The organism is Rhodococcus sp. Z6_132 (assembly GCF_058133635.1).
On record NZ_JBYUNP010000001.1, the window covers coordinates 196317 to 219937 of the forward strand.

General features: G+C 73.2%; 19 protein-coding genes and 1 pseudogene. 6 read left to right on the forward strand and 14 right to left on the reverse strand.

What is annotated here, in order from left to right; translation table 11 throughout:
• Positions 1-63: 63 nt before the first annotated feature.
• Both AC3YO9_RS00950 and AC3YO9_RS00955 read right to left on the reverse strand, forming a co-directional pair.
• Positions 64-450, reverse strand: coding sequence for a methylmalonyl-CoA mutase (locus AC3YO9_RS00950; protein ID WP_489981859.1), 387 nt, complete (start codon positions 448-450; stop codon positions 64-66).
• Positions 447-2276, reverse strand: a complete 1830-nt coding sequence (locus AC3YO9_RS00955) for a hypothetical protein (RefSeq protein ID WP_127783922.1) — start codon at positions 2274-2276, stop codon at positions 447-449. Before AC3YO9_RS00955 ends, AC3YO9_RS00950 begins: the two co-directional genes overlap by 4 nt.
• 267 nt (positions 2277-2543) lie before the next feature.
• Between AC3YO9_RS00955 and AC3YO9_RS00960 the strand changes: the two genes are divergently transcribed.
• On the forward strand, positions 2544-3434 hold the full coding sequence (locus AC3YO9_RS00960) for a M23 family metallopeptidase (protein ID WP_489981860.1): 891 nt from the start codon (positions 2544-2546) through the stop codon (positions 3432-3434).
• Positions 3435-3455: 21 nt separating this feature from the next.
• Here AC3YO9_RS00960 and pcrA read toward each other — a convergent pair whose 3' ends face one another.
• Positions 3456-5843 carry a DNA helicase PcrA gene (gene pcrA, locus AC3YO9_RS00965; protein WP_127783923.1) on the reverse strand — a complete coding sequence of 796 codons (2388 nt, stop codon included), beginning with the start codon at positions 5841-5843 and terminating at the stop codon, positions 3456-3458.
• A gap of 299 nt (positions 5844-6142) precedes the next feature.
• On the opposite strand from pcrA, the gene AC3YO9_RS00970 reads away from it, so the two are divergent.
• On the forward strand, positions 6143-6436 hold the full coding sequence (locus AC3YO9_RS00970) for a chorismate mutase (protein WP_127783924.1): 294 nt from the start codon (positions 6143-6145) through the stop codon (positions 6434-6436).
• A gap of 76 nt (positions 6437-6512) precedes the next feature.
• A pseudogene (locus AC3YO9_RS00975) lies at positions 6513-7454 on the forward strand (serine/threonine-protein kinase); the annotation flags it as partial.
• 694 nt (positions 7455-8148) lie between these two features.
• On the opposite strand, the gene AC3YO9_RS00980 reads toward AC3YO9_RS00975, so the two are convergent.
• The gene (locus tag AC3YO9_RS00980) at positions 8149-8811 is read right to left on the reverse strand and encodes a LuxR C-terminal-related transcriptional regulator (RefSeq protein WP_127783926.1); all 663 of its coding nucleotides are present in this window, start codon (positions 8809-8811) and stop codon (positions 8149-8151) included.
• A complete protein-coding gene (locus AC3YO9_RS00985) occupies positions 8804-9982 on the reverse strand; it encodes an ATP-binding protein (protein ID WP_489981861.1) in 1179 nt (392 codons plus the stop codon). Before AC3YO9_RS00985 ends, AC3YO9_RS00980 begins: the two co-directional genes overlap by 8 nt.
• A gap of 121 nt (positions 9983-10103) precedes the next feature.
• On the opposite strand from AC3YO9_RS00985, the gene AC3YO9_RS00990 reads away from it, so the two are divergent.
• Positions 10104-11261 (forward strand): PspC domain-containing protein, encoded by a 1158-nt coding sequence (locus AC3YO9_RS00990; RefSeq protein WP_489981862.1) that lies wholly within the window; start codon positions 10104-10106, stop codon positions 11259-11261.
• A complete protein-coding gene (locus AC3YO9_RS00995) occupies positions 11254-11616 on the forward strand; it encodes a hypothetical protein (RefSeq protein ID WP_489981863.1) in 363 nt (120 codons plus the stop codon). Before AC3YO9_RS00990 ends, AC3YO9_RS00995 begins: the two co-directional genes overlap by 8 nt.
• 23 nt (positions 11617-11639) lie before the next feature.
• Here AC3YO9_RS00995 and guaA read toward each other — a convergent pair whose 3' ends face one another.
• The 4 genes from guaA to guaB all read right to left on the reverse strand — a co-directional run bounded on the left by guaA (position 11640) and on the right by guaB (position 17889).
• Entirely contained in the window at positions 11640-13241 is a 1602-nt protein-coding gene (gene guaA, locus AC3YO9_RS01000; protein WP_277601701.1) for a glutamine-hydrolyzing GMP synthase, read from the reverse strand.
• Between the two features lie 22 nt (positions 13242-13263).
• Entirely contained in the window at positions 13264-15012 is a 1749-nt protein-coding gene (locus AC3YO9_RS01005) for an FAD-dependent oxidoreductase (RefSeq protein WP_489981864.1), read from the reverse strand.
• 106 nt (positions 15013-15118) lie between these two features.
• On the reverse strand, positions 15119-16267 hold the full coding sequence (locus tag AC3YO9_RS01010; protein WP_489981865.1) for a GuaB3 family IMP dehydrogenase-related protein: 1149 nt from the start codon (positions 16265-16267) through the stop codon (positions 15119-15121).
• A 98-nt stretch (positions 16268-16365) separates the two neighbouring features.
• Positions 16366-17889 (reverse strand): IMP dehydrogenase, encoded by a 1524-nt coding sequence (gene guaB / locus AC3YO9_RS01015; RefSeq protein WP_127783931.1) that lies wholly within the window; start codon positions 17887-17889, stop codon positions 16366-16368.
• A 115-nt stretch (positions 17890-18004) separates the two neighbouring features.
• On the opposite strand from guaB, the gene AC3YO9_RS01020 reads away from it, so the two are divergent.
• Positions 18005-18397: a DUF5319 domain-containing protein gene (locus AC3YO9_RS01020; RefSeq protein ID WP_127783932.1), complete on the forward strand. Its 393-nt coding sequence runs from the start codon at positions 18005-18007 to the stop codon at positions 18395-18397.
• Between the two features lie 148 nt (positions 18398-18545).
• Here the strand turns inward: AC3YO9_RS01020 and AC3YO9_RS01025 are convergent, their stop codons facing one another.
• The 5 genes from AC3YO9_RS01025 to groES all read right to left on the reverse strand — a co-directional run bounded on the left by AC3YO9_RS01025 (position 18546) and on the right by groES (position 23409).
• Positions 18546-19607 (reverse strand): hypothetical protein, encoded by a 1062-nt coding sequence (locus AC3YO9_RS01025; protein WP_489981866.1) that lies wholly within the window; start codon positions 19605-19607, stop codon positions 18546-18548.
• A complete protein-coding gene (locus tag AC3YO9_RS01030; protein ID WP_489982548.1) occupies positions 19604-20188 on the reverse strand; it encodes a sigma-70 family RNA polymerase sigma factor in 585 nt (194 codons plus the stop codon). The genes AC3YO9_RS01025 and AC3YO9_RS01030 overlap by 4 nt, the downstream gene beginning before the upstream one ends.
• 143 nt (positions 20189-20331) lie before the next feature.
• On the reverse strand, positions 20332-21159 hold the full coding sequence (locus AC3YO9_RS01035) for a hypothetical protein (protein ID WP_489981867.1): 828 nt from the start codon (positions 21157-21159) through the stop codon (positions 20332-20334).
• Positions 21160-21315: 156 nt separating this feature from the next.
• Positions 21316-22947, reverse strand: a complete 1632-nt coding sequence (groL, locus tag AC3YO9_RS01040) for a chaperonin GroEL (protein WP_127783935.1) — start codon at positions 22945-22947, stop codon at positions 21316-21318.
• 168 nt (positions 22948-23115) lie between these two features.
• Entirely contained in the window at positions 23116-23409 is a 294-nt protein-coding gene (gene groES / locus AC3YO9_RS01045) for a co-chaperone GroES (protein WP_127783936.1), read from the reverse strand.
• Positions 23410-23621: the final 212 nt, after the last annotated feature.

Here is a 23621-nt window from a genome sequence, read left to right on the forward strand (position 1 = left end):
GCGGGGATGGCGGGTCGCGCTAGTGGTCCAGGTCACCCGTCATCCGGCTCGGCGCCGCTCCACTCAGGAGGCCGGGCCGACGTGCTCGAACACCCAGCGCGGCACGGCATCGGCGTCGGCCGACGCGGGCAGGACACCGTCCAGGTCGGACTCCGCCGCTGCCTCCGCGGTGAGCGCGAGCACGCCGATGTCCGCCGCTCCCTGCTCGGCGAGCCGAGCCACGAGCTCCGCGCGGTCGGCGACGGTGGCCTGCAGCAGCCCCACCGCGTCGACGTCCTCCTGCAGCGCGCTGCCCAGCACGTGCTCGACGGCGTGGCCCCAGCCGGCGAGGACGACCTCGAACCCGGCGTTGCGGAGCGCCCGAGCCACCGCCGCCGCCGAGACGCGGCCCCCGCCCTCGCCCTCCGTCTCGGGCTCGGGACCGAGCCCGGCCAGCAGCACCCGGATCACGACTCCTCCGCGACCGGGCGCTGCGTGCCCTGCCGGTGGAGCGCCACCGCGAGGACGGCGGTGACCACCATCGCCAGCCCGGTGAGCACCACGCCGAGGCCGACCGTCGGGTCGGGCAGCCGGCCGGCGGTGAGCGGCCAGCTGAGCAGGTGCACCACCAGCACCAGCTCCACCCCGGCGAGCAGGGCCAGCGCTCGCGGCAGCCGGGCGCTCGTGGCCACCCCCAGTGCGCTGAGCACCGTCAGCGCCACCACCGCCAGCGTCCAGGTGTCCCACCCCCAGCTGGTGGAGAAGATCGCTGCCGCCTCCGCCTCTCCGCCGGAGTAGAGCGGGAGTCCGAGGCCGAGCAGCGCCGCAGCTGCGGCCACGCCCGCGCAGGTCCGCACCCCGGGAAGCGGGTCGCGCTGGCGGGAGAGGTCCACCTCGTCGCGCTCCACCGCCCCCGCCAGGCCCGCGGCGGCACCGGCCACCCCGGCGAGCAGCACGCTGAGCACGGTCAGCCAGGCGCCGGCGCCCAGGCCCACACCCGGCACGCTCACGGCCACGCGGACGGCCTCCAGCACTCCGCCGGCCCCCAGCAGCGGCGCCGCCCACAGCACCGCGACCACCGGCCGCACCTCCGCACCGAGCTCGCTGGGCAGCATGGCCACGCCGGCCGCGGCCAGCAGCACCCCGGCCAGCAGCAGCACCCGCACCGCGTGCACGTCCGGCTGCGGCACGCCGGCGGGGACCGCCAGCACCGGCAGCAGCGCCGCCACCACGGCGACCGCGCCGGCAGCCACCGCGCTGCCGCCGGCCAGCCGGTGCAGCCGCGACAGCGCAGGGAGCTGCACCTCGGTGGCCGCCCGCTCCGTGGCCGAGCGTGGGGTGCCGAACCGGCTGCGGCGCACCAGCAGCAGGGCGCAGCCAGCCAGCAGCAGAGCCCCTGCGGTGCCCACCAGCGAGCCGGCGCCGGCGCCGAGCCGATCGAGCAGCGTGCCGGCCACCAGCCGTGGTGCGAGGACGGCCAGCGCCCCCAGGGCGACCCCGGCGACCGCGCCGGCCCCGGCGGCGGCACTGGTGGAGACGAGCGCGAGCGCCACGGTGACCAGCACCGCCAGCGCGAGCAGGGCAGAGCCCAGCAGCACCGGGCCGGGTGACTCCACGACGCTGCCGACCAGGATCACCGGGTCCGTCGAGCGCAGCGGCGGGGCGAACACCGCGGCGGCCGTGACCGCCGCCGCCACCATCACCAGGGCGGTGGTGCCCCGCCCGGCCTTGCCGGCCAGCGAGGTGCCGCGGGCCTCCTGCTCACCGCCACCCAGCAGCCCGATGTCGAAGACGTCCGGGTCGTCCAGCAGGGCGGTGCGGCGCAGCGTCCACAGGGCCAGCCCGCCGCCGAGCACCGCCAGCACGTGGCCCACCAGCACGGCCACCACGCCCGCCCCCGCCTCGAGGGCTGCGGCGCCGGTGGGCCGGAAGAGCTCGAGGCGGTTGGCGTCGATCGCCCCGGTGAACAGCTGCAGGTCGAGCACGGCGGCAGCCAGGCTCGCGCCGGCCCAGCCGAGCAGCACTCCCACCGCTCCCACCACGCGCCCGCCACGCAGCAGCCACAGCGCCAGCAGGGGCGTCCCCACGGCCAGCAGCGCGGTGACCGCGGCCGCCAGGCCCTGCGGACCGGCCGGGGCAGCCACCGAGGTGACCACCTCCAGCAGCGGGGCACAGGCGACGGCCACCCCACCGATCAGGGCGGTGGTGGCGGCGACCGCGGTGCCCCCGACGCCCACCGCCAGGTCGGGTCCGCGCACGGCGGCAGGGTGGTTGGTCTCCAGGTTGGGCGCTGACACGGGAGGGACGCTAACCGCTCGCCCAGCGCCGCCCCACCTCCCACACCGCCGGTCTCCCCCCACGCTGTGGGATCACTCACCCCCGGCCGCTGCGCCGGGAGAGGTGCTTGCGCCCAATGTGACTGCTAGTTAGCGTGACGACACACGACATCACGAGATGGTCACGGACAGGCAACGAGCAGGTTCCGAGGCACCAGGTTCCGACGCTCCGAGTCTGACTTGGCCCCCGGCTGTGCCTGGACGTCATCGCGGACGATAGGGCAGGTCTTGGCGCGTCATCGCAGTACTGGTCACCGCAGCACTGGTGGTCGCAGCTCCACCCCCGCACTCGGCTCGGCTCAGGGTTCGCCCCCGCTCGACGCCGCGCCGCACGACATCCTGCAGGCCATCGCCGCCTACCCGCGCACCGGCGTGGCCCGTCACCGGGCCGCCACCTCGCCCCTGCTGCGGGGCCGGGTGGCCACCGCCTTCCTCACCGTCGGGGCCGCGGTCGCCGTGGGCCACCTGACCCAGGCTCCCGTCGCCGCCAGCACCACCGCTGCCTCCGGGCCGGTCTCGCTGGCCGCCGGACCGGCCACCCCGCTCGCCGGCACCACCGGAGCTGCCGCCACCGTGCGCAGCGCCAGCCTGGACAGCACGCGCCTGGACGCGGCGACCTCCCCCAACGTGCTGCCGGTGGCCAAGGCCGCTGACGTCGTCGCCCTGGACCAGCTAGTCAAGAGCGAGCGGATGAGCGCAGCCCGGGCGGCACGCGAGGCGGAGGCTCGTCGCCCGCTGTACGTGCTGCCCGCGGTCGGCACCTTCACCTCCGGCTACGGCCACCGCTGGGGCACCGAGCACGCCGGCATCGACATCGCCAACGCCATCGGCACGCCCATCGTCTCGGTGGCCGACGGCGTGGTGATCGACGCCGGCGCGGCCAGCGGGTTCGGGCTGTGGGTGCGGGTGCAGAACACCGACGGCACGGTCGCCGTCTACGGCCACGTGGACGAGATCCGCACGGCGGTGGGCCAGCAGGTCCGCGCCGGCGACCTCATCGCCACCATGGGCAACCGGGGCCAGTCCACCGGGCCGCACCTGCACTTCGAGATCCACCTGGGCCCGCTGAAGCTCGACCCGCTGCCGTGGCTGGCGCTGCACGGCCTGTCCGTGCGGTAGCGCCTCGCTCGCGGGGCCGGGCTAGAGCTTCACCATGGGCACTCCGCCGATGAGCATCAGCCGGACGGTGCCCGAGGTGCCGAAGTCGATGGTGGCGGTGGCGCGCGGGCCCACCCCGTCGGCGGCGATCACCGTGCCCAGGCCGTACTTGTCGTGGCTGACCCGGTCGCCGACCGCCAGCACCAGACCCTGCTTGCTGCCGCCCCCGCCACTGCCCCAGCCGCTGAACCCGGTGCTGCGCATGCCGCGCGCCGAGAGCCCGGCCTGGGCGGAGTCGCTGCCCGTGCGGTCGCCGCCCAGGGAGCGGCCCGAGGAGGTGCGCTGCGGCTCCAGGCGTCGCCAGTCGATGAGGTGCTCCGGGATCTCCTGCAGGAAGCGGGAGGCGGGGTTGGTCATCGGCTGGCCCCAGGCGGAGCGGACCATCGCCCGCGAGAGGTACAGGCGCTGGCGGGCCCGGGTGATGCCGACGTAGGCCAGCCGCCGCTCCTCGGACAGCTCCTGCGGGTCGCCGAGCGCCCGCATGTGCGGGAACTGCCCGTCCTCCCAGCCGGTGACGAACACGACGGGGAACTCCAGGCCCTTGGCGGTGTGCAGCGTCATCAGGGTGACCACGCCCTCGCCGGACTCCGGCAGCTGGTCGGCGTCGGCCACCAGCGACACCCGCTCCAGGAAGGCGGCCAGCGAGCCAGGCTGCGGCAGCCCCTCCTCGGCGGCGGCCAGGTCGACGGTGTCCACCCCGCCGGCCTCCTCGGCGAACTCCCGGGCCACGCTGACCAGCTCGGTGAGGTTGTCCAGCCGGGACTCGTCCTGCGGGTCGCTGCTGGCCTCCAGCTCGGCCCGGTAGCCGGTGCGGTCCAGGACCGCCTCGGTGAGCGCGGCGATGTCCACGCCGGGGGTGTTGCCGTCGCCGTTGAGCAGGGTGCGCAGCCCGTCCAGCAGCTCCACGAAGGAGCCGATGGCCCGCTGGGACCGGGTGTTCAGCAGCGCGACGTCGCCGCGGGCACCGTCGCGCAGGGCCTGGGCGAAGCTGACCCGGTTGCGCTCGGCGTGCGCGGCCACGCAGGCCTCGGCCCGGTCGCCGATGCCGCGGCGCGGGGTGTTGAGGATGCGCCGCATGCTGGCCTCGTCGTCAGGGTTGGCCAGCACTCGCAGGTAGGCCACGATGTCGCGGACCTCCTTGCGCTCGTAGAAGCGCACCCCGCCCACCACCTTGTAGGGCAGGCCGAGGCGGATGAAGACCTCCTCCAGCGACCGGGAGGAGTTGTTGGTCCGGTAGAACACCGCGATGTCGCCGAAGACCGCGTCGCCGTTGTCCACCAGGCGGTCGATCTCGCTGGCCACGAACGCGGCCTCGTCGTGCTCGTTGTCGGCGACGTAGCCCACGATGAGCTCGCCGTCGCCGGCGTCGGTCCACAGCCGCTTGTCCCGGCGCTCGGTGTTGCGCGCGATCACCGCGTTGGCGGCGCTGAGGATGGTCTGGGTGGAGCGGTAGTTCTGCTCCAGCAGGATGGTGCGCGCGTCGGGGTAGTCCCGCTCGAACTCCACGATGTTGCGGATGGTGGCGCCGCGGAAGGCGTAGATGGACTGGTCGGCGTCACCGACGACCACCAGCTCGGCCGGCGGCACCGCGTGCGCCTCGCCGGGGGAGCTGGCCCTGGTCAGCTCGCGCACCAGCATGTACTGGGCGTGGTTGGTGTCCTGGTACTCGTCCACCAGCACGTGCCGGAACCGCCGGTGGTAGTGCTCGGCCACGTCCGGGAACGCCTGCAGCAGCGCCACCGTCTCGCCGATCAGGTCGTCGAAGTCCAGTGCGTTGGCCGCACGCAGCCGGCGCTGGTAGTCGCGGTACACCTCGGCCACCCGCCGCTGCATGTCGTCGGCGGCGTCGGAGGCGGCGGTGTCGGGGTCGACCAGCTCGTTCTTGAGGTTGGAGATCTGGGTGGCCAGGCTGCGGGCCGGGTAGCGCTTGGGGTCGAGGTCCAGGTCCCGCGCCACCAGGGTGATCAGCCGCCGGGTGTCGTCGGAGTCGTAGATGGAGAACGACGAGGTGAGGCCGGGCAGGTGCTGGGCCTCGCGGCGCAGGATGCGCACGCAGGTGGAGTGGAAGGTGGACACCCACATCGCCCGCGCCCGGGTCCCCACCAGCGCCGCGACCCGCTCGCGCATCTCGGCGGCCGCCTTGTTGGTGAAGGTGATGGCCAGCACCTGGCCGGGGTGCACGCCGCGCTCGGCCAGCAGGTGGGCGATGCGCCGGGTGAGTACCGCCGTCTTGCCCGACCCCGCGCCGGCCACGATGAGCAGCGGGGAGCCGGAGTGCAGCACCGCCTCGCGCTGGGGGGCGTTGAGCCCGGCCAGCAGCTCGTCGGTGGAGGCGGGGGCGTCAGTGGGCAGTGCAGGCACGGTGTTCATCGCCTGACCACGTTACCGGCGGACCACGACAGTCCTGAGCCCTCGCCCCGCTGGTGGGCCTGCCACGGGATGCGCCGGTGAGCGGGACCACCGGCTTCCACCCCGTGCGCCCGCGTGGCAGACTGACCTGGTGCACAGCGCCTGGCGATTTTTCTACGGGTACCGGACTCCGGTGCCCGTGGCCTGAGCACGACCACCACGAGCCCCGCGGTCCGCATCCGGATCCGGGGCTCGTTCCGTGAGCGGCCCGCGGCACCGGGTGCACCGCGGCGGTTGGACCCCACATGAGGAGCACGAACATGACCAACCCGAGCAGCGCCCCGCACGGCAGCACCCAGACCACCATGGCGCAGGCGGACATCGACGAGCTCCGCAAGGAGATCGACCAGCTGGACCGGCAGATCCTGGACGCCGTGAAGCGCCGCACCGAGGTGTCCCGCCAGATCGGCGCCGCGCGGCTGGCCTCCGGCGGCACCAAGCTGGTGCACGTCCGGGAGATGGCGGTGCTGGAGCGCTTCGGCGAGCTGGGCCCCGAGGGCCGCAAGCTGGGCATGCTGCTGCTGAACCTCGGCCGCGGCCGCCTCGGTCACTGATCCGCGCCGTGGGTCGGCGGCGCCGTGAGCGCCGCCCGTCCCTCGCCGTCGGGCCGGTCGACTAGCCTCAGCAACCATGTCTGGCAACGGTGGCGACAACCGGCGCGCGGCGCCGGGGTACCTCGTCGCCGGCCGCTACCGGTTGCTGCGCCGGATCGGCAGCGGGGGCATGGGCTCGGTGTGGCTGGCCAACGACCAGCTGCTCGCCCGCGAGGTCGCCCTCAAGCAGATCACCCCCACCCCGGGCAGCAGCCAGCCCCAGGCCGAGGAGCAGAAGCAGCGCTTCCTGCGCGAGGGCCGCATCGCCGCTCGGCTCACCCACCCGCACGCCATCGCCATGTACGACGTGGCGGTGGAGGCCGGTGAGCCCTGGCTGGTGATGGAGTACCTGCCCTCCCGCAGCCTCGCCACCGTGCTCGCCAACGGCGCCACCCTGCCCGCCGACGAGGTGGCCCAGATCGGCGCCCAGCTGGCCGACGCCCTGGCTGCCGCGCACGGCGCCGGGATCGTGCACCGCGACGTCAAGCCCGGCAACGTGCTCATCGCCGACGCTGGACCGGCGGAGGGCACGGTGAAGATCACCGACTTCGGCATCTCCCGGGCCCACGGCGACGTGGCGCTCACCCAGACCGGGATCATCAACGGCACCCCGGCCTACCTGGCGCCGGAGGTCGCGCGCGGGCACGACCCCACCGAGGCCAGCGACGTGTTCGCCCTGGCGGCGACGCTGTTCACTGCCGTCGAGGGCACCCCGCCGTTCGGGCTGGACCCGAACCCGATGGCCCTGCTGCACCGGGTGGCCGCCGGCGAGATCGACCAGCCGCACCACGCCGGGGCGATGACGTCCACCCTGCTGTGGATGCTCGAGCCCGACCCCGCCCGCCGGCCCACCATGCCCCAGGCCCGGGACGAGCTGGCCCGGGTGGCGGCCGGCCGCGGCGGCGACACCCGCTCGGTGCTGTCGGCCCGCACCTCGGTCGCGGCTGCACCCAGCAGTCCCCCGCCGCCCACCGCGCGCTACGCCCCGGTGAGCACCGACCCGCAGGACGGACGCACCTCCGCGCAGGACGGTCCCCGCCGCGGGCGGCGCGTGCTGGGGGCGGCCGTGGCCGCCGTGCTCGTCGCTGCCGGGGTGGCGCTCGCCGTGTCGCTGGGCGCCGACGACACCAGCACCGGCGCGTCCCCCACCGCAGCACCCGCGGCCGCAGCCACCTCAGCCCCGGCCACCCCAGTGCCGGCCACCTCCACCACGGCGACCAAGGCGGCCACGACGACGGCCGAGTCCAGCACGCCGACCACCACCACGCCCGAGCCCACGACCACCACCCCGGCACCGACGACCACCCCACCGCCGGCCACCACCGCGGCGGCAGCGGCCTCAGGTGATGCGGCGCAGGCCCTGGTGCGCGACTACTACGGGATGCTGCCGGCCGACACCCAGGCAGCGTGGAGCCGCCTCGGTCCCGGGCTGCAGGCCCAGGGCTTCGGGTCCTTCAACTCCTTCTGGAAGGGCTTTCGCGACATCTCGCTGACCTCCGCGAGCTCCCCGGACAACGGCGCCACCGTGCTGGTGGACGTGGTGTTCACCCGCCCCAACGGCAGCACGGTGGCCGAGACGCACCGGCTGCAGATGTCCACCGGGCCCGACGGCGCCCCGGTGATCGACAGCGACACCCTGGTCAGCTCCCGCTCCGGGCGCTGACCCCGACCAGCTAGACGATCTTGCGGCGGTGGGCCCACCGCGTCAGTGCGTTGCGGTTGGACTGCTGGGTCTTGCGCAGCACGTTGGAGGAGTGCGTCTCCACCGTCTTCACCGAGATCACCAGCTCCTCGGCGATCTCCCGGTAGGTGTAGCCCCGCGCCAGCAGCCGCAGCACCTCCCGCTCCCGTGGGGTGAGCGCGTCCAGCTCCGGGTCGCTGGCCGTGGCGGGCTCGGGCGCGGCACCGGTGAAGGCGTCCAGCACGAACCCGGCCAGCCGCGGGCTGAACACCGCGTCGCCGGAGGCCACCCGGCGCACGGCCGCGGCGAGCTCCACCCCGGAGATGACCTTGGTGACGTAGCCGCGGGCACCGCCGCGGATCACCGCGATGACGTCCTCGGCGGAGTCGGACACGCTCAGCGCCAGGCACACCGGCCCGGGGTCCAGCGCGGCCAGCACGGCCTGCCCGCCGCCGTCGGGCAGGTGCACGTCCAGCAGCACCACGTCCGGGCGCAACCGGTTGATGCCGGCGACCGACTCCGCCACGGTGCCGGCCTCGCCGACCACCTCCAGGTCGTGCTCCACGCCCAGCTCGGCGCGCACGCCGGCCCGGAACACCGCGTGGTCGTCCACCAGGAACACCCGGAGCCGGCTGGCCGGCGGCGCCTCAGTCATCGCTGGTCCCCAGCGGCAGGCCCAGGCGCACCTCGGTGCCGCGACCGGGGGCGCTGATCACCTCGGCGGTGCCGCCGTGGCGGACCATCCGGTCGTGCACCGACCGCTGCAGGCCGTGCCGGTCGGCGGCCACCGCCTCCGGGTCGAAGCCCTTGCCCCGGTCCCTGACGAACACGCTCACCCGTTGCTCCTCCACCTCTGCGAACACGTCGACCTCCTGGACCCCGGCGTGCTTGGCCGCGTTCACCATCGCCTCCCGGGCCGCGGCGCACAGCGCGCGCAGCTCCGCGGTGAGGTCGGCGTCGCCCACGATCACCGGTCGGATGGTGACGCCGTGGTCGTCCTCCACCTCGGCCGCGACGGCGCGCAGGCAGGCCGCCAGGGTGGGCGCGGCCGGGTCGTCGGAGCTCTCCTCGCTGAACAGCCAGCTGCGCAGGTCGCGCTCCTGGGCGCGTGCCAGCCGGCTCACCTCCGTGGGGCTGTGCGCCTGCTTCTGGATGAGGGCCAGCGTCTGCAGCACCGAGTCGTGCAGGTGCGAGGCGATGTCGGCGCGCTCCTCGCTGCGGATGCGCACGCGGCGCTCCTCGGCGAGGTCGCGGGCCAGCCGCAGCCAGAACGGCACGCTGAGCAGGGCCACCCCGAGCAGCGTCGCCAGCACCGCCAGCACGCCGGCACGCAGCGCCCCCAGGTCGAGCTGGCCCAGGACCACCACCGCGAACCCGACCACCACCAGGGTCACGCCCGCGACCACCCGCGCCAGGGTCAGCATCTTGGGGCGGGTGCGCAACCCCCGGCCCGCGTCCGCCTCCTGCCACACCAGGGCCGCGCCGACGGCGATCACCAGCAGTGGCGCCAGCGCCCCGGCACTGCCGCTGAGCAGCATGGACATCACGCCGGCCAGGGCGAGGCCGATGACGGCGAGCCCCAGCGCCCGCCGCCGCTCCCCCGGCGGCGCGGGGGCCACGTCGTCGCCAGGGCGGGTGAAGATCCAGAGCAGGCCGTAGCCGACGACGCCGGCCCCACCCAGCGCGGCCAGCAGCACGAACACCACGCGCACCCGGAAGACGTCCACGCCCAGGTGCTCAGCCACCCCACCCGCCACACCACCGATCACCCGCGCACCGGTGCGGCGGCGCAGCGCCGGGGTGGAGGTGGAGGTGGCGGTGGGCACGTCACCATCCTCACACGGGCACCGCGGGTGGGGGCCCGGGCTCAGCCCCGACATCTGGCACGGAGAAGTTCAGGGTGATCACTGATGTGCAGCGGGGTCACCAGCGCGCACGCTTGCCGACATGACCACACCAGGCACCCAGGCACCCCAGCTGAGCTCGCTGCTGCAGGAGATGTGGCGGACCCGTCCGCACCGGCTGCGCGCCGAGGGGAAGATCGGCGGGGTCTGCGCCGGCATCGGGTACCGCTACGGCGTCGACCCGGTCCTGGTGCGGGTGGCTTTCGTGGTGTCCGCCCTCTTCGGCAGCGCCGGCATCCCGTTGTACCTGGCGCTGTGGCTGCTGCTGCCCGCGGCCGGCGACGAGGTGTCCGCGGCCGAGGCGATGGCCGGCAAGGGGCGCAGCTCGATGTCGCGCCACCACGCCATCGTCCTGGTCGTCGCCTGCGTCTTCACCTGGTCGGGGGTGGTGGGCGCGCCGTTCTGGCAGGACGTGGGGGGCAGCGGCGTGCTGGGCCTGGCCCTGATGCTCGGCGCGCTGTACCTGATGCACCGCCGCCAGCCCGTGCCACCGCCACCGCCCGCGCCCAAGGTCGACCTGACCAAGCCGGCCGCGGCCGCGGGCAGCGGGCAACAGGCGCCGCCCAGCTGGGACCCGTTGGGGGCCGCGCCGTTCGCCTGGGACCTGCCCGAGCCCGCACCCCCGGCACCGCCCAGGCGGCGCTCCCGGCACACCCCGGTGACGCTGGGCCTCGCCCTGATCCTGGTGGGCGCCGCCATCGCGGTGCGACTGGCCGCGGACACCGAGTGGCTCACTCCGGCGCGCATCGGGGCCATCGGCCTGGCGGTGATCGGCGCCGGCCTGGTGGTCGGGGCGTTCCGCCGCCGCGGCTGGGGGCTGCTGCCGCTGACCGGGCCGCTGATCGCGTTCGTGGTGATCGCCTCGGCGGTGGACCACGTGGGCCCGCTGCACAGCGTCGGCAACCAGAACCTGGTGGTGCAGACGCCCGAGCAGCTGCAGGACAGCTACCAGTTCGGGGTGGGCAACGCCCTGCTCGACCTCACCAGCCTGACCTTGACCGGCAACAGCGAGGTGAACGTCCGCGGCGGCATCGGCAACGTGACGGTGCTGCTGCCCCGCGACGTGCCGGTGACGCTGACGTGCGAGTCCGGGATCGGCGACACCCGCTGCGACACCCCGTCCAACGAGGGCCTGCAGGGCCCGACCCTGGACGTCTCCATCCGCTCCGGCATCGGCAACGTGGAGGTGCACCGTGGCTGAGCACGAGGACTACCCAGGCGACCAGCTCCCCCGCGAGGCCGAGCAGCCGCTGCCGACCGTCGAGCCCAGCACCACTGACCCGATCCCTGACCACCCAGGAGCGCACACCGTGGACCAGCCAGACCCGAGCGCCACCGAGGTGGGCACCGAGGCACGCCGACCGTCGGTGGTGCTGCTGCTGGCGGGGGTCGTGGCGCTGCTGGTGAGCGTGGCCGCGCTGACCGGGCTCATTCCCTGGGTGCTGGAGAACCGCCCCGACGCCGGTGTGGGCCGGTGGATCGGCGTGGCCGTCGTGGTCGGCGTCGGGGTGCTGCTGGTGGCCGCGCCGATGCGCAAGAAGCACCACCAGCACTGAGCCCAGGGCTCAGCGGCCGGGTGTCACTCCCACTCGATGGTGCCCGGCGGCTTGCTGGTCACGTCCAGGACCACCCGGTTGACCTCGGCCACCTCGTTGGTGATGCGGGTGGAGATACGCTCCAGCACGTCGTAGGGCAGGCGCGTCCAGTCCGCGGTCATGGCGTCCTCGCTGCTCACCGGACGCAGCACGATGGGGTGGCCGTAGGTGCGGCCGTCGCCCTGCACGCCGACGCTGCGCACGTCGGCCAGCAGCACCACGGGGCACTGCCAGATCTCCTTGTCCAGCCCGGCCGCGGTGAGCTCCTCGCGGGCGATCAGGTCGGCCGCGCGCAGCGTCTCCAGGCGGTCCAGGGTCACCTCGCCGACGATGCGGATGGCCAGGCCCGGCCCGGGGAAGGGCTGGCGGGAGACGATCTCCTCGGGCAGGCCCAACTCGCGGCCCACCGCCCGCACCTCGTCCTTGAACAGCAGGCGCAGCGGCTCCACCAGCTGGAACTCGAGGTCGTCGGGCAGCCCGCCCACGTTGTGGTGGCTCTTGATGGTGGCCGCGCCGGTACCGCCGCCGGACTCCACCACGTCGGGGTACAGCGTGCCCTGCACCAGGAAGTCCACGCTCTCGCCGTGCTCAGCGGCGTCGCCGAGCACCTCCGCGGTGGCACCCTCGAAGCTGCGGATGAACTCCCGGCCGATGGCCTTGCGCTTGGTCTCCGGGTCGGACGTGCCGGCCAGGGCGGCCATGAAGGTGTCCACCGCGTCCACGGTCACCAGCTTGGCGCCGGTGGCAGCGACGAAGTCGTTCTCCACCTGCTCACGCTCACCGGCGCGCAGCAGGCCGTGGTCGACGAACACGCAGGTGAGCTGGTCGCCGATGGCGCGCTGCACCAGCGCGGCGGCCACCGCCGAGTCCACCCCGCCGGAGAGCCCGCAGATGGCGCGCTTGTCGCCCACCTGCGCGCGCACCTGGGCCACCAGGGCGTCGGCGATGTTGGCCGGGGTCCAGGACGCCTCGATGCCGGCCACGTCCACCAGGAAGCGCCGCAGCACCTCCTGGCCGAACGGCGAGTGCAGCACCTCGGGGTGGTACTGCACGCCCGCCAGGCGCCGGGCCCGGTCCTCGAACGCGGCCACCGGGGCGCCGGAGCTGGTGGCGGTGACGGTGAAGCCGGGCGGGGCGGCGGTGACGGCGTCGCCGTGGCTCATCCACACCGGCTGGGTGGTGGGCAGACCGGCGTGCAGCAGGCCGGGCTCGGGCGCCACGGCCAGGTCGGTGCGGCCGTACTCCCGGGTGCCGGTGTGGGCGACGGTGCCGCCCAGCGCGCCGGCCATGGCCTGGAAGCCGTAGCAGATGCCGAACACCGGGATGTCGGCGTCGAACAGCTCCGCGTCCAGCTGCGGCGCACCCTCGACGTAGACGCTGGAGGGCCCGCCGGAGAGCACCACGGCCGCGGGCTTGCGGGCGATGATGTCCGCCACAGAGGTGGTGTGCGGGATCACCTCGGAGAAGACCTGCGCCTCGCGGACCCGGCGCGCGATCAGCTGCGCGTACTGGGCGCCGAAGTCGACCACCAGCACCGGGTGGGCGTCGTCCAGCAGCTGTTCGGGGTTCTCGGAGTTCTCGGGCACGGGCCCCAGCCTAGAGACCGGCTCAGCTCGCCTTCACGGCCGTGTCGGTCTTGGTGGCCGGGTTCACCACGGTCAGCGGCAGCCGCAGGGCCGCGGGGGCGTCGGCGGGCACCACCGGGCGCACCGGAGCCACCGGCGCCAGGCGCTGGTAGGGCGCACCCTGGCCCGGCCGGCGGTCCACCTCACCCTTGTTCGGCCACAGCGAGAAGGCGCGCTCGGCCTGGGCGGTGATGCTCAGCGACGGGTTCACGCCGAGGTTCGCCGAGATCGCGGCACCGTCGACGATGCTCAGGCCCGGGTAGCCGTGCACCCGGTGGTACGGGTCGATCACGCCGTTCTCCGGGGAGTCGGAGATGGCGCATCCGCCCAGGAAGTGGGCGGTCAGGGGGATGTCGAAGATCTCCCCCCAGGTGCCGCCCGGGATGCCGTCGATCTGCTTGGCCATCCGGCGCACGGCGTCGTTGCCGGCCGGGATCCAGCTGGGATTGGGCTCGCCGTGGCCCTGCCTGCTGCTGAGCTTGCGGCCGAACAGGCCCCGCTTGGTGAAGGTGGTGATGGAGTTGTCCAGGTTCTGCATCACCAGCGCGATGATGGTGCGCTCGCTCCACCGCTTCACTGGCAGCATCTTCAGCAGCAGGACGGGGTGGCGGGCCACCGAGCCCAGGAACTTCGCCCACCGCGGCACCCGGCCACCACCGTCGGTCTGCAGCGTCTGCAGCAGGCCCATCACGTTGGACCCCTTGCCGTAGCGCACCGGCTCGATGTGGGTCATCTCGTCGGGGTGGAAGGAGGACGTGATGGCCACGCCGGTGCTGAAGTTGCGATCAGGGTCGACGGTGTAGCGCCCGGCACCGACGATCGACTCGGAGTTGGTGCGGGTGAGCTCACCCAGCTTGGGCGAGAGCTTCGGCAGCACGCCGGAGTCCTTCATCGCGAACAACAGGTTCTGGGTGCCCCAGGTGCCCGCCGCCAGCACCACCTGCTGAGCGGTGATGGTGCGTCGGTGCTTGCGGGCCCAGGCACCGGTGCGCTCGGTGGTGACGGCCCAGGTGCCGTCGGCGCGCTGCTGCACGGCGGTCGCCGTGGTCAGCGGCAGCACCTCGGCGCCGGCCCGCTCGGCCAGCCCCAGGTAGTTCTTCACCAGGGTGTTCTTGGCGCCCACCCGGCAGCCGGTCATGCAGGCACCGCACTCGGTGCACCCGGTGCGCTCCGGTCCCACGCCGCCGAAGTAGGGATCGGCGCTGACCTCGCCGGGCTTGTCAAAGAAGACCCCGATCGGGGTGGGGCCGAAGGTGTCGCCCACCCCCATCTCCTCGGCGACGGCCTTCATCACGTGGTCCGACGGCGTCATGTTCGGGCTGGAGATCACGCCGAACATCCGCTGCGCCTGCTCGTAGAACGGGGTGAGCTCGGCCCGCCAGTCGGTGATGTGCGCCCACTGCTTGTCCCGGAAGAACGGCTCACCCGGCTGGTACAGCGTGTTGGCGTAGACCAGCGATCCGCCGCCCACACCGGATCCGGCCAGGATGAGCACGTCACGCAGCAGGTGCAGCCGCTGGATGCCGAAGCAGCCGAGCCGGGGCGCCCAGAGGTACTTGCGCAGGTCCCAGGAGGTCGTGGCGAAGTCCTCGTCGGCGAAGCGGCGGCCGGCCTCGAGCACGCCGACGCGGTAGCCCTTCTCCGTCAGCCGCAGGGCAGCGACGCTGCCGCCGAAGCCGGACCCGACCACCAGCACGTCGTAGTCCGTCTGCTGTCCCGGTGGCTTGCTCACCCGTGCTCCTACCCGCTCGAACGTCAGTTACCTGTGAACGGGTGTCACCTTAACCCGGCCACCGGAAACGTTCGTCCCGAAGGGCACGGGAGGTTCGGCCGCCGGGTCAGGCCCGGACGGACAGCCCGACGCGCTGGAACTCCTTGAGGTCGGAGTAGCCGGCCTTGGCCATGGAGCGACGCAGTCCACCGACCAGGTTGACCGTGCCGAACGGGTCGTCCGACGGGCCGGCGAGCACCTGCTGCAGCGGGGGGCGGTTCTGCGCCACCGCCACCGGCATGACCGCGCCACGGGGCATGGAGGGGTGCGCGGCGGCGGAGGGCCAGTACCAGCCGGCTCCCGGCGCCTCGGCGGCCGCGGCCAGCGGAGCGCCCAGCATGACGGCGTCGGCACCGCAGGCGATCGCCTTGGCCATGTCCCCGGCGCCGTAGATGTCGCCGTCGGCGATGACGTGCACGTAGCGCCCGCCGGTCTCGTCCAGGTAGTCCCGGCGCGCCGCGGCGGCGTCGGCGATGGCGGTGGCCATCGGGATGCCGATGCCCAGGACGTCACCGGTGGTGGTGGCACCCGCGCAGGCGCCGTAGCCGACGATGACGCCCGCGGCACCCGTGCGCATCAGGTGCAGCGCGGTGCGGTGGTCGCTCACGCCGCCGGCCACCACGGGGATGTCCAGCTCGGCGATGAAGGTCTTGAGGTTGAGCGCGTCCGGCTTGCCGGACTCCCGGCCCACGTGCTCGGCGGAGATGATGGTGCCCTGCACCACCAGCAGGTCGATTCCCGCGGCGAGCAGGGTGGGGGTCAGCGACGCGGCGTTCTGCGGGCTGACCCGCACCGCGGTGGTGACCCCGGCGGCGCGCACCTTGGCGATGGCCTCGGCCAGCAGATCCGGCTGCAGCGGCGCGGCGTGCAGCTCCTGCAGCAGGCGGATGACCTCCGAGGGGTCGTGGGCGCGGGCGGCCAGGTCGGTGACCCGCTCCAGCTGCGACTCCACGTCGGCGTGCCGGGCCCACAGCCCCTCCGCGTTGAGCACCCCCAGCCCGCCCTGGCGGCCCAGCTCGATGGCCATCGCCGGCGACACCACTGCGTCGGTGGGGTGGGACAGCACGGGCACCTCGAACCGGTAGGCGTCGAGCTGCCAGGCCGTCGACACCTCCTTGGAGGAGCGGGTGCGGCGGGAGGGAACGATGTTGACGTCGTTCAGCTCGTAGGTGCGTTGGGCGGTGCGGCCCATGCCGATCTCAACGAGGTCGCGCACGTGCGCCCCTTTCTGGGGTGTCTGGTGGTGCTCAGGGACTGGTGCTCAGGGAGGTGGACCGCCCGACGAGCGTCGGGCGGTCCAGCGCGGCTGGCCGGCTAGCGGCTGGCGTAGTTGGGCGCCTCGACGGTCATGGTGACGTCGTGCGGGTGGCTCTCCTTGAGCCCTGCTGCGGTGATCTGCACGAAGCGGGCCTGCTGCAGCTGCTCGATGGTGTCCGAGCCGGTGTAACCCATGGCCGAGCGCAGACCGCCGATGAGCTGGTGCGTCACCTGCTCCAGCGGGCCGCGGAAGGGCACCCGGCCCTCGATGCCCTCCGGAACCAGCTTGTCCTCGGAGAGCACGTCGTCCTGGAAGTAGCGGTCCTTGGAGAAGGACTGGGTCTGCCCCCGGCTCTGCATGGCGCCCAGCGAGCCCATGCCTCGGTAGGTCTTGAACTGCTTGCCGCCCACCAGCACCAGCTCACCCGGTGACTCGGCGGTGCCGGCCAGCAGGGAGCCGAGCATCACGCTGCTCGCCCCGGCGGCGAGCGCCTTGGCGATGTCGCCGGAGAACTGCAGGCCGCCGTCGGCGATCACCGGCACACCAGCAGGCCGGCACACCGCAGCCGCCTCCAGGATCGCCGTGACCTGCGGGGCGCCCACGCCGGCGACCACCCGGGTGGTGCAGATGCTGCCGGGACCGACCCCGACCTTGACCGCGTCCGCGCCGGCCTCGACCAGCGCCGCGGCGCCCTCGCGGGTGGCGACGTTGCCGCCCATCACCTGCACGCGGTCACCGACCTCGGACTTCAGCTTGGCCACCATGTCCAGCACCGGACGGCTGTGCCCGTGCGCGGTGTCCACCACGAGCACGTCCACCCCGGCGTCGATCAGGGCCATCGAGCGCTGCCAGGCGTCGTCGCCGATGCCGACCGCGGCACCGACGAGGAGGCGGCCGTCGCGGTCCTTGGTGGCGTCCGGGTACTTCTCGGTCTTGACGAAGTCCTTGACCGTGATGAGTCCGCGCAGCGCACCGTCACCGTCCACGATCGGCAGCTTCTCCAGCTTGTGCCGGCGCAGCAGGCCGAGCGCGGCCTCCGCGGTGACCCCGACCTGCGCCGTGATCAGCGGCGCCCGGGTCATCACCTCGCCGACCTTGCGGTTCTGGTCGGGCTCGAAGCGCATGTCGCGGTTGGTGATGATGCCGACCAGCGCGCCGGCGTCGTCGGTGACGGGCAGCCCGGAGATGCGGAAGCGCGCACACATCGCGTTGACCGTGGCCAGGGTGTCCTCGGGCGAGCACGTCACCGGATCGGTGACCATGCCGGCCTCGGAGCGCTTGACCGTCTCCACCTGGGTGGCCTGGTCCTGCCACGAGAGGTTGCGGTGCAGCACTCCCATGCCGCCCACGCGGGCCATCGCGATGGCCATCCGCGACTCGGTGACGGTGTCCATCGCCGAGCTGATCAGCGGGACGCTGATCCGGATGCCCTTGGTCAGCTGGGTGGAGGTGTCCGCCTCGTTGCGCATGATCTCCGACGCTGCCGGCAGCAGCAGCACGTCGTCGAAGGTCAGCCCCAGCATCGCGACCTTGCCCGGGTCGTCTCCCCCGGTGTGAACGGGTCCTGCTGCACTGCTCATCAGTTCGGCCTCCTGCTTTGCCCACGCTCGCCCAGCCGGCCCCATCGGGGCCGAAGTGCTAGACCTGCATCGTATCGGCTAGCAGTTCGGGCCTTCTCCTGCGTACCGTGTAGGCGTGCGTGATCAACTGCCTCCTGGACTGCCGCCCGACCCCTTCGCAGGCGACCCGGCGGACCCCTCTGCTGCCCTGGATGCGCTGGAGCCCGGCGAGCCGCTGGACGACGAGGAGCGCCACGCGGTGGAGGAGGACCTCGCCGACCTCGCCGTCTACGAGGCCCTGCTGGGCCACCGTGGCGTGCGCGGCCTGGTGGTCTCCTGCGAGGACTGCCAGCAGGAGCACTACCACGACTGGGACATGCTGCGCGCCAACCTCTTGCAGCTGCTCGTGGACGGCACGGTGCGCCCGCACGAGCCCGCCTACGATCCACAGCCTGACTCCTACGTCACCTGGGACTACTGCCGCGGCTACGCCGACGCGGTCACCGGCAACGACCCGATCGGCTCCTAGCCGGCGGCTCCCCTCGGAGGAGCAGTCCGGGGCTGCCAGCACCACGACAGTGCGCCCCCACCCAGCGGGTGGGGGCGCACTGTGCTGCCTTGTCGCGGCTCAGTGACTACCTCGTCACAGAGTGACCAGAATCGCCACGAACCGCCGCTCAACCGCCGGGCTGGACCGTGGTGAAGCCGGTGGTCGCGGTGCTGCTGGAGGTCATCCCGCTGGGCGTGGCGCCGCTCGGGGTGAGCTCGCTGGTGTCCGGCGCGGCCGGGGTGTCCAGGATCGTCGACGGCGGCAGCGGCTCGTCGGTGGTGACCGGCGGAGGCGGTGACGGGAGCGGCGGTTCGGTGGTGGTGGTCCCCGGAGCTGGCACCACCTCCGGCGGCGGCACGGTGGCCGGCGGCGGCACGACCACCGTCTCGGTCAGGGTGGGGCTGGCCGGCGAGGGCGACGGCGACGGCGACGGCGGGCTGGTGGTGCCACGGGTGTCGGTCGGCTCGGTGGTCGTCCTGGGCGGTGTGGTGGAGGACCCTGCGCCCGGTGTGGTGCTGGTGGTGGGGTCCGGCGGGGTGGTGGTGGCCGGGCTCGGTGGGGTGGTGCTCGGCGGCGCCGGGGCGGGGACGGCCGGTGCACCGGTGTGGGCCACCTGCGCCGACAGTGCCACGTAGAGGGTGGCGAGCAGCTCGCGGCCCTCTCCGGAACCCACCGAGCGCAGCGCCTCGCCGGCACGACTCAGCGCCTCCGCCGCGGCGGCGGGTGAGCCGGCGCGGATCTCCCGGGCCGCGACCTGCAGGTCGCTCTGGGCCTGGTCGGCCGCCACCACGGACTTGGCGTGCTCGGCGTAGACCACCTGGGTGACGCCCCACAACGTGTCGCCGGGCCGTGCGTCGTGGGCCAGCAGCGCCACGCCGGACAGGGCGATGCCCACGACCGCAGCAGCGGCGGTGACCGGAGTGAGCAGCCGGCGGCGGTGGGCCGGGCGCTGCACCGTGGCCAGCGCGCTCTCCGCGGTGAACAGGTCCGGCTGCACGGGCAGCGGCTCGGACTCGATGTCGCGCCGCCACGCGAGGACCATCCGGGCCAGGGCGTCGTCGCCGGGTCGGGTCTCGAACCGCTGCAGGGACTGGATCAGGTTCTCGTCCGCCTGCAGGTCGGCAAGGCTCTCGGGCACGGGAAGGTCCGATGCCTGGAAGTCGTCGGGGCGTCGTGGCTCGTCGCTCATCGCAGGTCATCTCCTTCCGTCATTGCCGCTAGCGTCGTCTTGAGCTTGGCCAGTCCTCGGTGCTGGGCCACGCGGACCGCACCGGCGGTGCTGCCCACCGCTGCCGCGGTCTCCTCGGCGGACATTCCCACCACCAGCCGCAACACCAGTATCTCGCGCTGGCGCTCCGGAAGCGTGTCCAGCAGAACCGTCATCCGCCGGGCAGCCTCGGAGTCCAGTGCCCGCTGCTCCGGACCGTCCAGCTCAGTTGGGGTGTCAGGTACGTCGGCCACCGGTTCCGACTTGTTTCGAGCGACGCCGCGGTGAGCATCGGCGACCTTGTGCGAGGCGATCCCGTAGACGAACGCCAAGAACGGACGGCCCTCGTCGCGGTAGCGCGGGAGCGCTGTGATCACGGCGAGACACACCTCCTGGACGACGTCATCCGCCGAGACGTAGCCCCGTTGCGAAGAGCCCACTCGCGCCCGGCAGTACCGGGCGACAATGGGACGGATCGTTTCCAGGAGACGAGCCAGAGCGACCCGGTCGCCGCGCGCGGCAGCGGAGGCGTCGGCATCCAACCTGTCTCCCGCTATGTCCATCGCGTCTGTTATCTCCAGCGTTACACCTCCACGCGGTACGTGGTGGAGACAGCGGTCGGAGCCCGGATCTTCTCCGCTGTTCACACCGTAGTCGTTGGGGCCCTCCGGAATCACGACCTTGGCCAGACAAGCACCGGCGAGGCTCAGCGCAACGGGCCGCCCCGACGGGCCAGGCGCTGCTCGGCGGCGGCCAGGTCCACCCCCAGGGCCTCGGCGCGCACCGACCCGGTCGGCTGCAGCGCCCGCAGCAGCATCCCGGCCGCCCACTCCAGCGGCAGCAGCCCGTGGTGGTGGGCTTGGGCGAGCACCTCCGCGGCCAGTGGCGCACCGCCGTCCGTGCCACGCGCCGCGGCGTGCACCAGCCGCGACTTCACCTGGTGCCGCACCGACGGGCACCGCTGTGCCAGCGCGTCGGCCGCCTCCCCGTGCTCGCGGGCCCCGGCGGTGTCGTCGGCGCAGAGCGCGGTCTCGGCGCTCACCCAGTGCCACCGCAGGCGGGCGCGCCACCCTGCTCCCGCCTCGGCAGAGGCCAGCTCGGCACCCAGCTCTTCGGCAACGTCCAGCTCGTCCCGACAGCGGGCGAGCAGCCGCTGAGACACTCGTACCTGGGCGCTGCCGAGGGCGTCCGCGGCCAGTCCCAGCAGCGCGTCGCAGCGCGCGGCCGCGGACTCCGGTGCCGACCCAGCCAGCAGCAGGGCACGCCCGTCCCAGGGCTTGGCCGCCGTGTGGCCGCCCAGCTGGCGCAGGTGCGACGCCCGGGTGCTGCTGGCCAGGGACGCCAACGAGTCGGTGCCGGCCCCGGCGGTCACCAGCCGCAGCTCAGCCTCCGCAGCCGCGTACCGGCCCTGCCCGCCCAGCGCGACCGCTCGCCACCACCGACCGTGCTGGGAGGAGGGCTCCGGGAGCACGGCGCGCTCCGGGCAGCCGCCGAAGGCCGCCTGCCACAGCACGGTGTCCGGGTTGTCGATCACGCTGTCCACTGTGTCCCCTGCCTGGTGGTGTGCCGGCGTCCGTTCGCGAGTTCGCGAAGTCCGACCGGACGGACGAGGGCCGCTCCCCCGAGACGGGAGAGCGGCCCTCTGGTCGGCACCGTCAGTGCCTACCTGGTGAATCTGGTGCCCGGTGGGTCAGTGACCGTGACCGTGGCCGTGCCCGTGGCCGTGGTTGCCGGCCTCCTCGGGCTCGCGCTCCTTCTTCTCCACGACGGCGCTCTCGGTGGTGAGCACCATCCTGGCGATGGAGGCGGCGTTGATCACGGCGGAGCGGGTGACCTTGACCGGGTCCACCACGCCGTCGGCGATCAGGTCGCCGTAGGTGAGGGTGGCGGCGTTGAAGCCCTGGCCCTGCGGCAGGTCGGCGACCTTGCTGACGATGACCGAGCCCTCCTCGCCGGCGTTGCTGGCGATCCAGAACAGCGGAGCCGACAGCGCGGTGCGCACGACGCCGACGCCGGTGGCCTCGTCGCCGGTGAAGCCGAGGTTGTCGGACAGCACCTGGGAGGCGTGCACCAGCGCGGAGCCGCCGCCGGGGACGATGCCCTCCTCCACCGCAGCCTTGGCGGCCGCGACAGCGTCCTCCACGCGGTGCTTGCGCTCCTTGAGCGCGGTCTCGGTGGCCGCACCAACCTTGACCACGGCGATGCCACCGGCCAGCTTGGCGAGGCGCTCCTCGAGCTTCTCGCGGTCCCAGTCGGAGTCGGTCTCCTCGACCTCGCGACGCAGCTGCGCCACCCGGCCGGCGATGTCGTCCTCGGTGCCGGCACCGTCCACGATGGTGGTGTCGTCCTTGGTGACCACGATGCGGCGGGCGCGGCCCAGCGAGTCCAGACCGGCGTCCTTGAGGGTCAGGCCCACCTCGGCGGTGATGACCGTGCCGCCGGTGACGACCGCCAGGTCGTCCAGGAACGCCTTGCGGCGGTCGCCGAAGAACGGCGCCTTGACCGCGCAGGCCTTGACGGTCTTGCGGATCGAGTTGACCACCAGGGTAGACAGGGCCTCGCCCTCGATGTCCTCGGCGATGATGAGGACCGGCTTGCCGCTCTCGGCGATCTTCTCCAGCAGCGGGAGCAGGTCGGCGAGGGCACTGATCTTCTCGCGGTGCAGCAGGATGTAGGCGTCCTCGAGCACAGCCTGCATCGACTCGGTGTCGGTGACGAAGTAGGGCGAGATGTAGCCCTTGTCGAACTGCACGCCCTCGGTCACCACGAGCTCGTCGGCCAGGGTGGAGGACTCCTCCACGGTGACGACGCCGTCCACGCCGACCACGGTCATGGCCTCGCCGACCATGTGGCCGATCCCCTCGTCGCGGGAGGAGACGGTGGCGACCTGGGCGATGGCCTCGGCGCCGACCACCGGGGTGGCGCGCTCGATGAGGGTCTCGGCGATCTTGGCCGCAGCGGCCTCGATGCCCTTGCCCATGGCCATCGGGTTGGCACCGGCAGCGACGTTGCGCAGCCCCGCCCGCACCATGGCCTGGGCCAGCACGGTCGCGGTGGTGGTGCCGTCGCCGGCGACGTCGTTGGTCTTGGTCGCGACGCTCTTCACCAGCTGCGCGCCGAGGTTCTCGAAGGAGTCCTCGAGGTCGATCTCGCGAGCGATGGTCACACCGTCGTTGGTGACCGTCGGTCCGCCGAAGCTCTTGGCCAGCACCACGTGCCGGCCGCGCGGGCCGAGGGTGACCTTGACTGCGTCGGCGAGCTTGTCGACGCCGCGCTCCATCGCGCGGCGGACGGTCTCGTTGAACTCGATCTCTTTCGCCATGTTGTTCCTATGCTCCCTGTCCGGGAAGTTCGGCGCCGCTGGCGCCTGGTGGATTCTGTGCGGGGACCACCCCGCACCGGTGGAGATCCGTGCGTGACGTGATCAATGCGCTCCGCCCCGGCGCTCGGCTCAGTGAACCGGGCCGCCGGGGCGGGGCGTGGAGGCTTCTTACTTGCTGACGACGGCCAGCACGTCGCGGGCCGAGAGGATCAGGTACTCCTCGCCGGAGTACTTGATCTCGGTGCCGCCGTACTTGCTGTAGATGACCACGTCGCCGGGGGCGACGTCCACGGGGATGCGGTCACCCTTCTCGCTGATGCGGCCGGGGCCGACTGCGACGACGGTGCCCTCCTGGGGCTTCTCCTTGGCCGTGTCAGGGATGACCAGGCCGGAGGCGGTCGTCGTCTCAGCCTCGTTGGCCTGGACGAGGATCTTGTCCTCGAGCGGCTTGATGTTCGCCACGGTAGACCTCCACTTTCAGGGGTCGAAACGTGCCGGGGCCATCCCCGGCACTGGGGTGATCACAGCTCAGTGCAACAACCCGACGGCGTCGTCGTCGCGGGAGCCGATGCCGGCCGGGTGTTGGTTGGCACTCTATACGTGCGAGTGCCAGCCCTCAACAACAGCCGCACGGGCGGCGGTGAACGGTGCGCCCAGCAGCGTCGTGTCGCCCG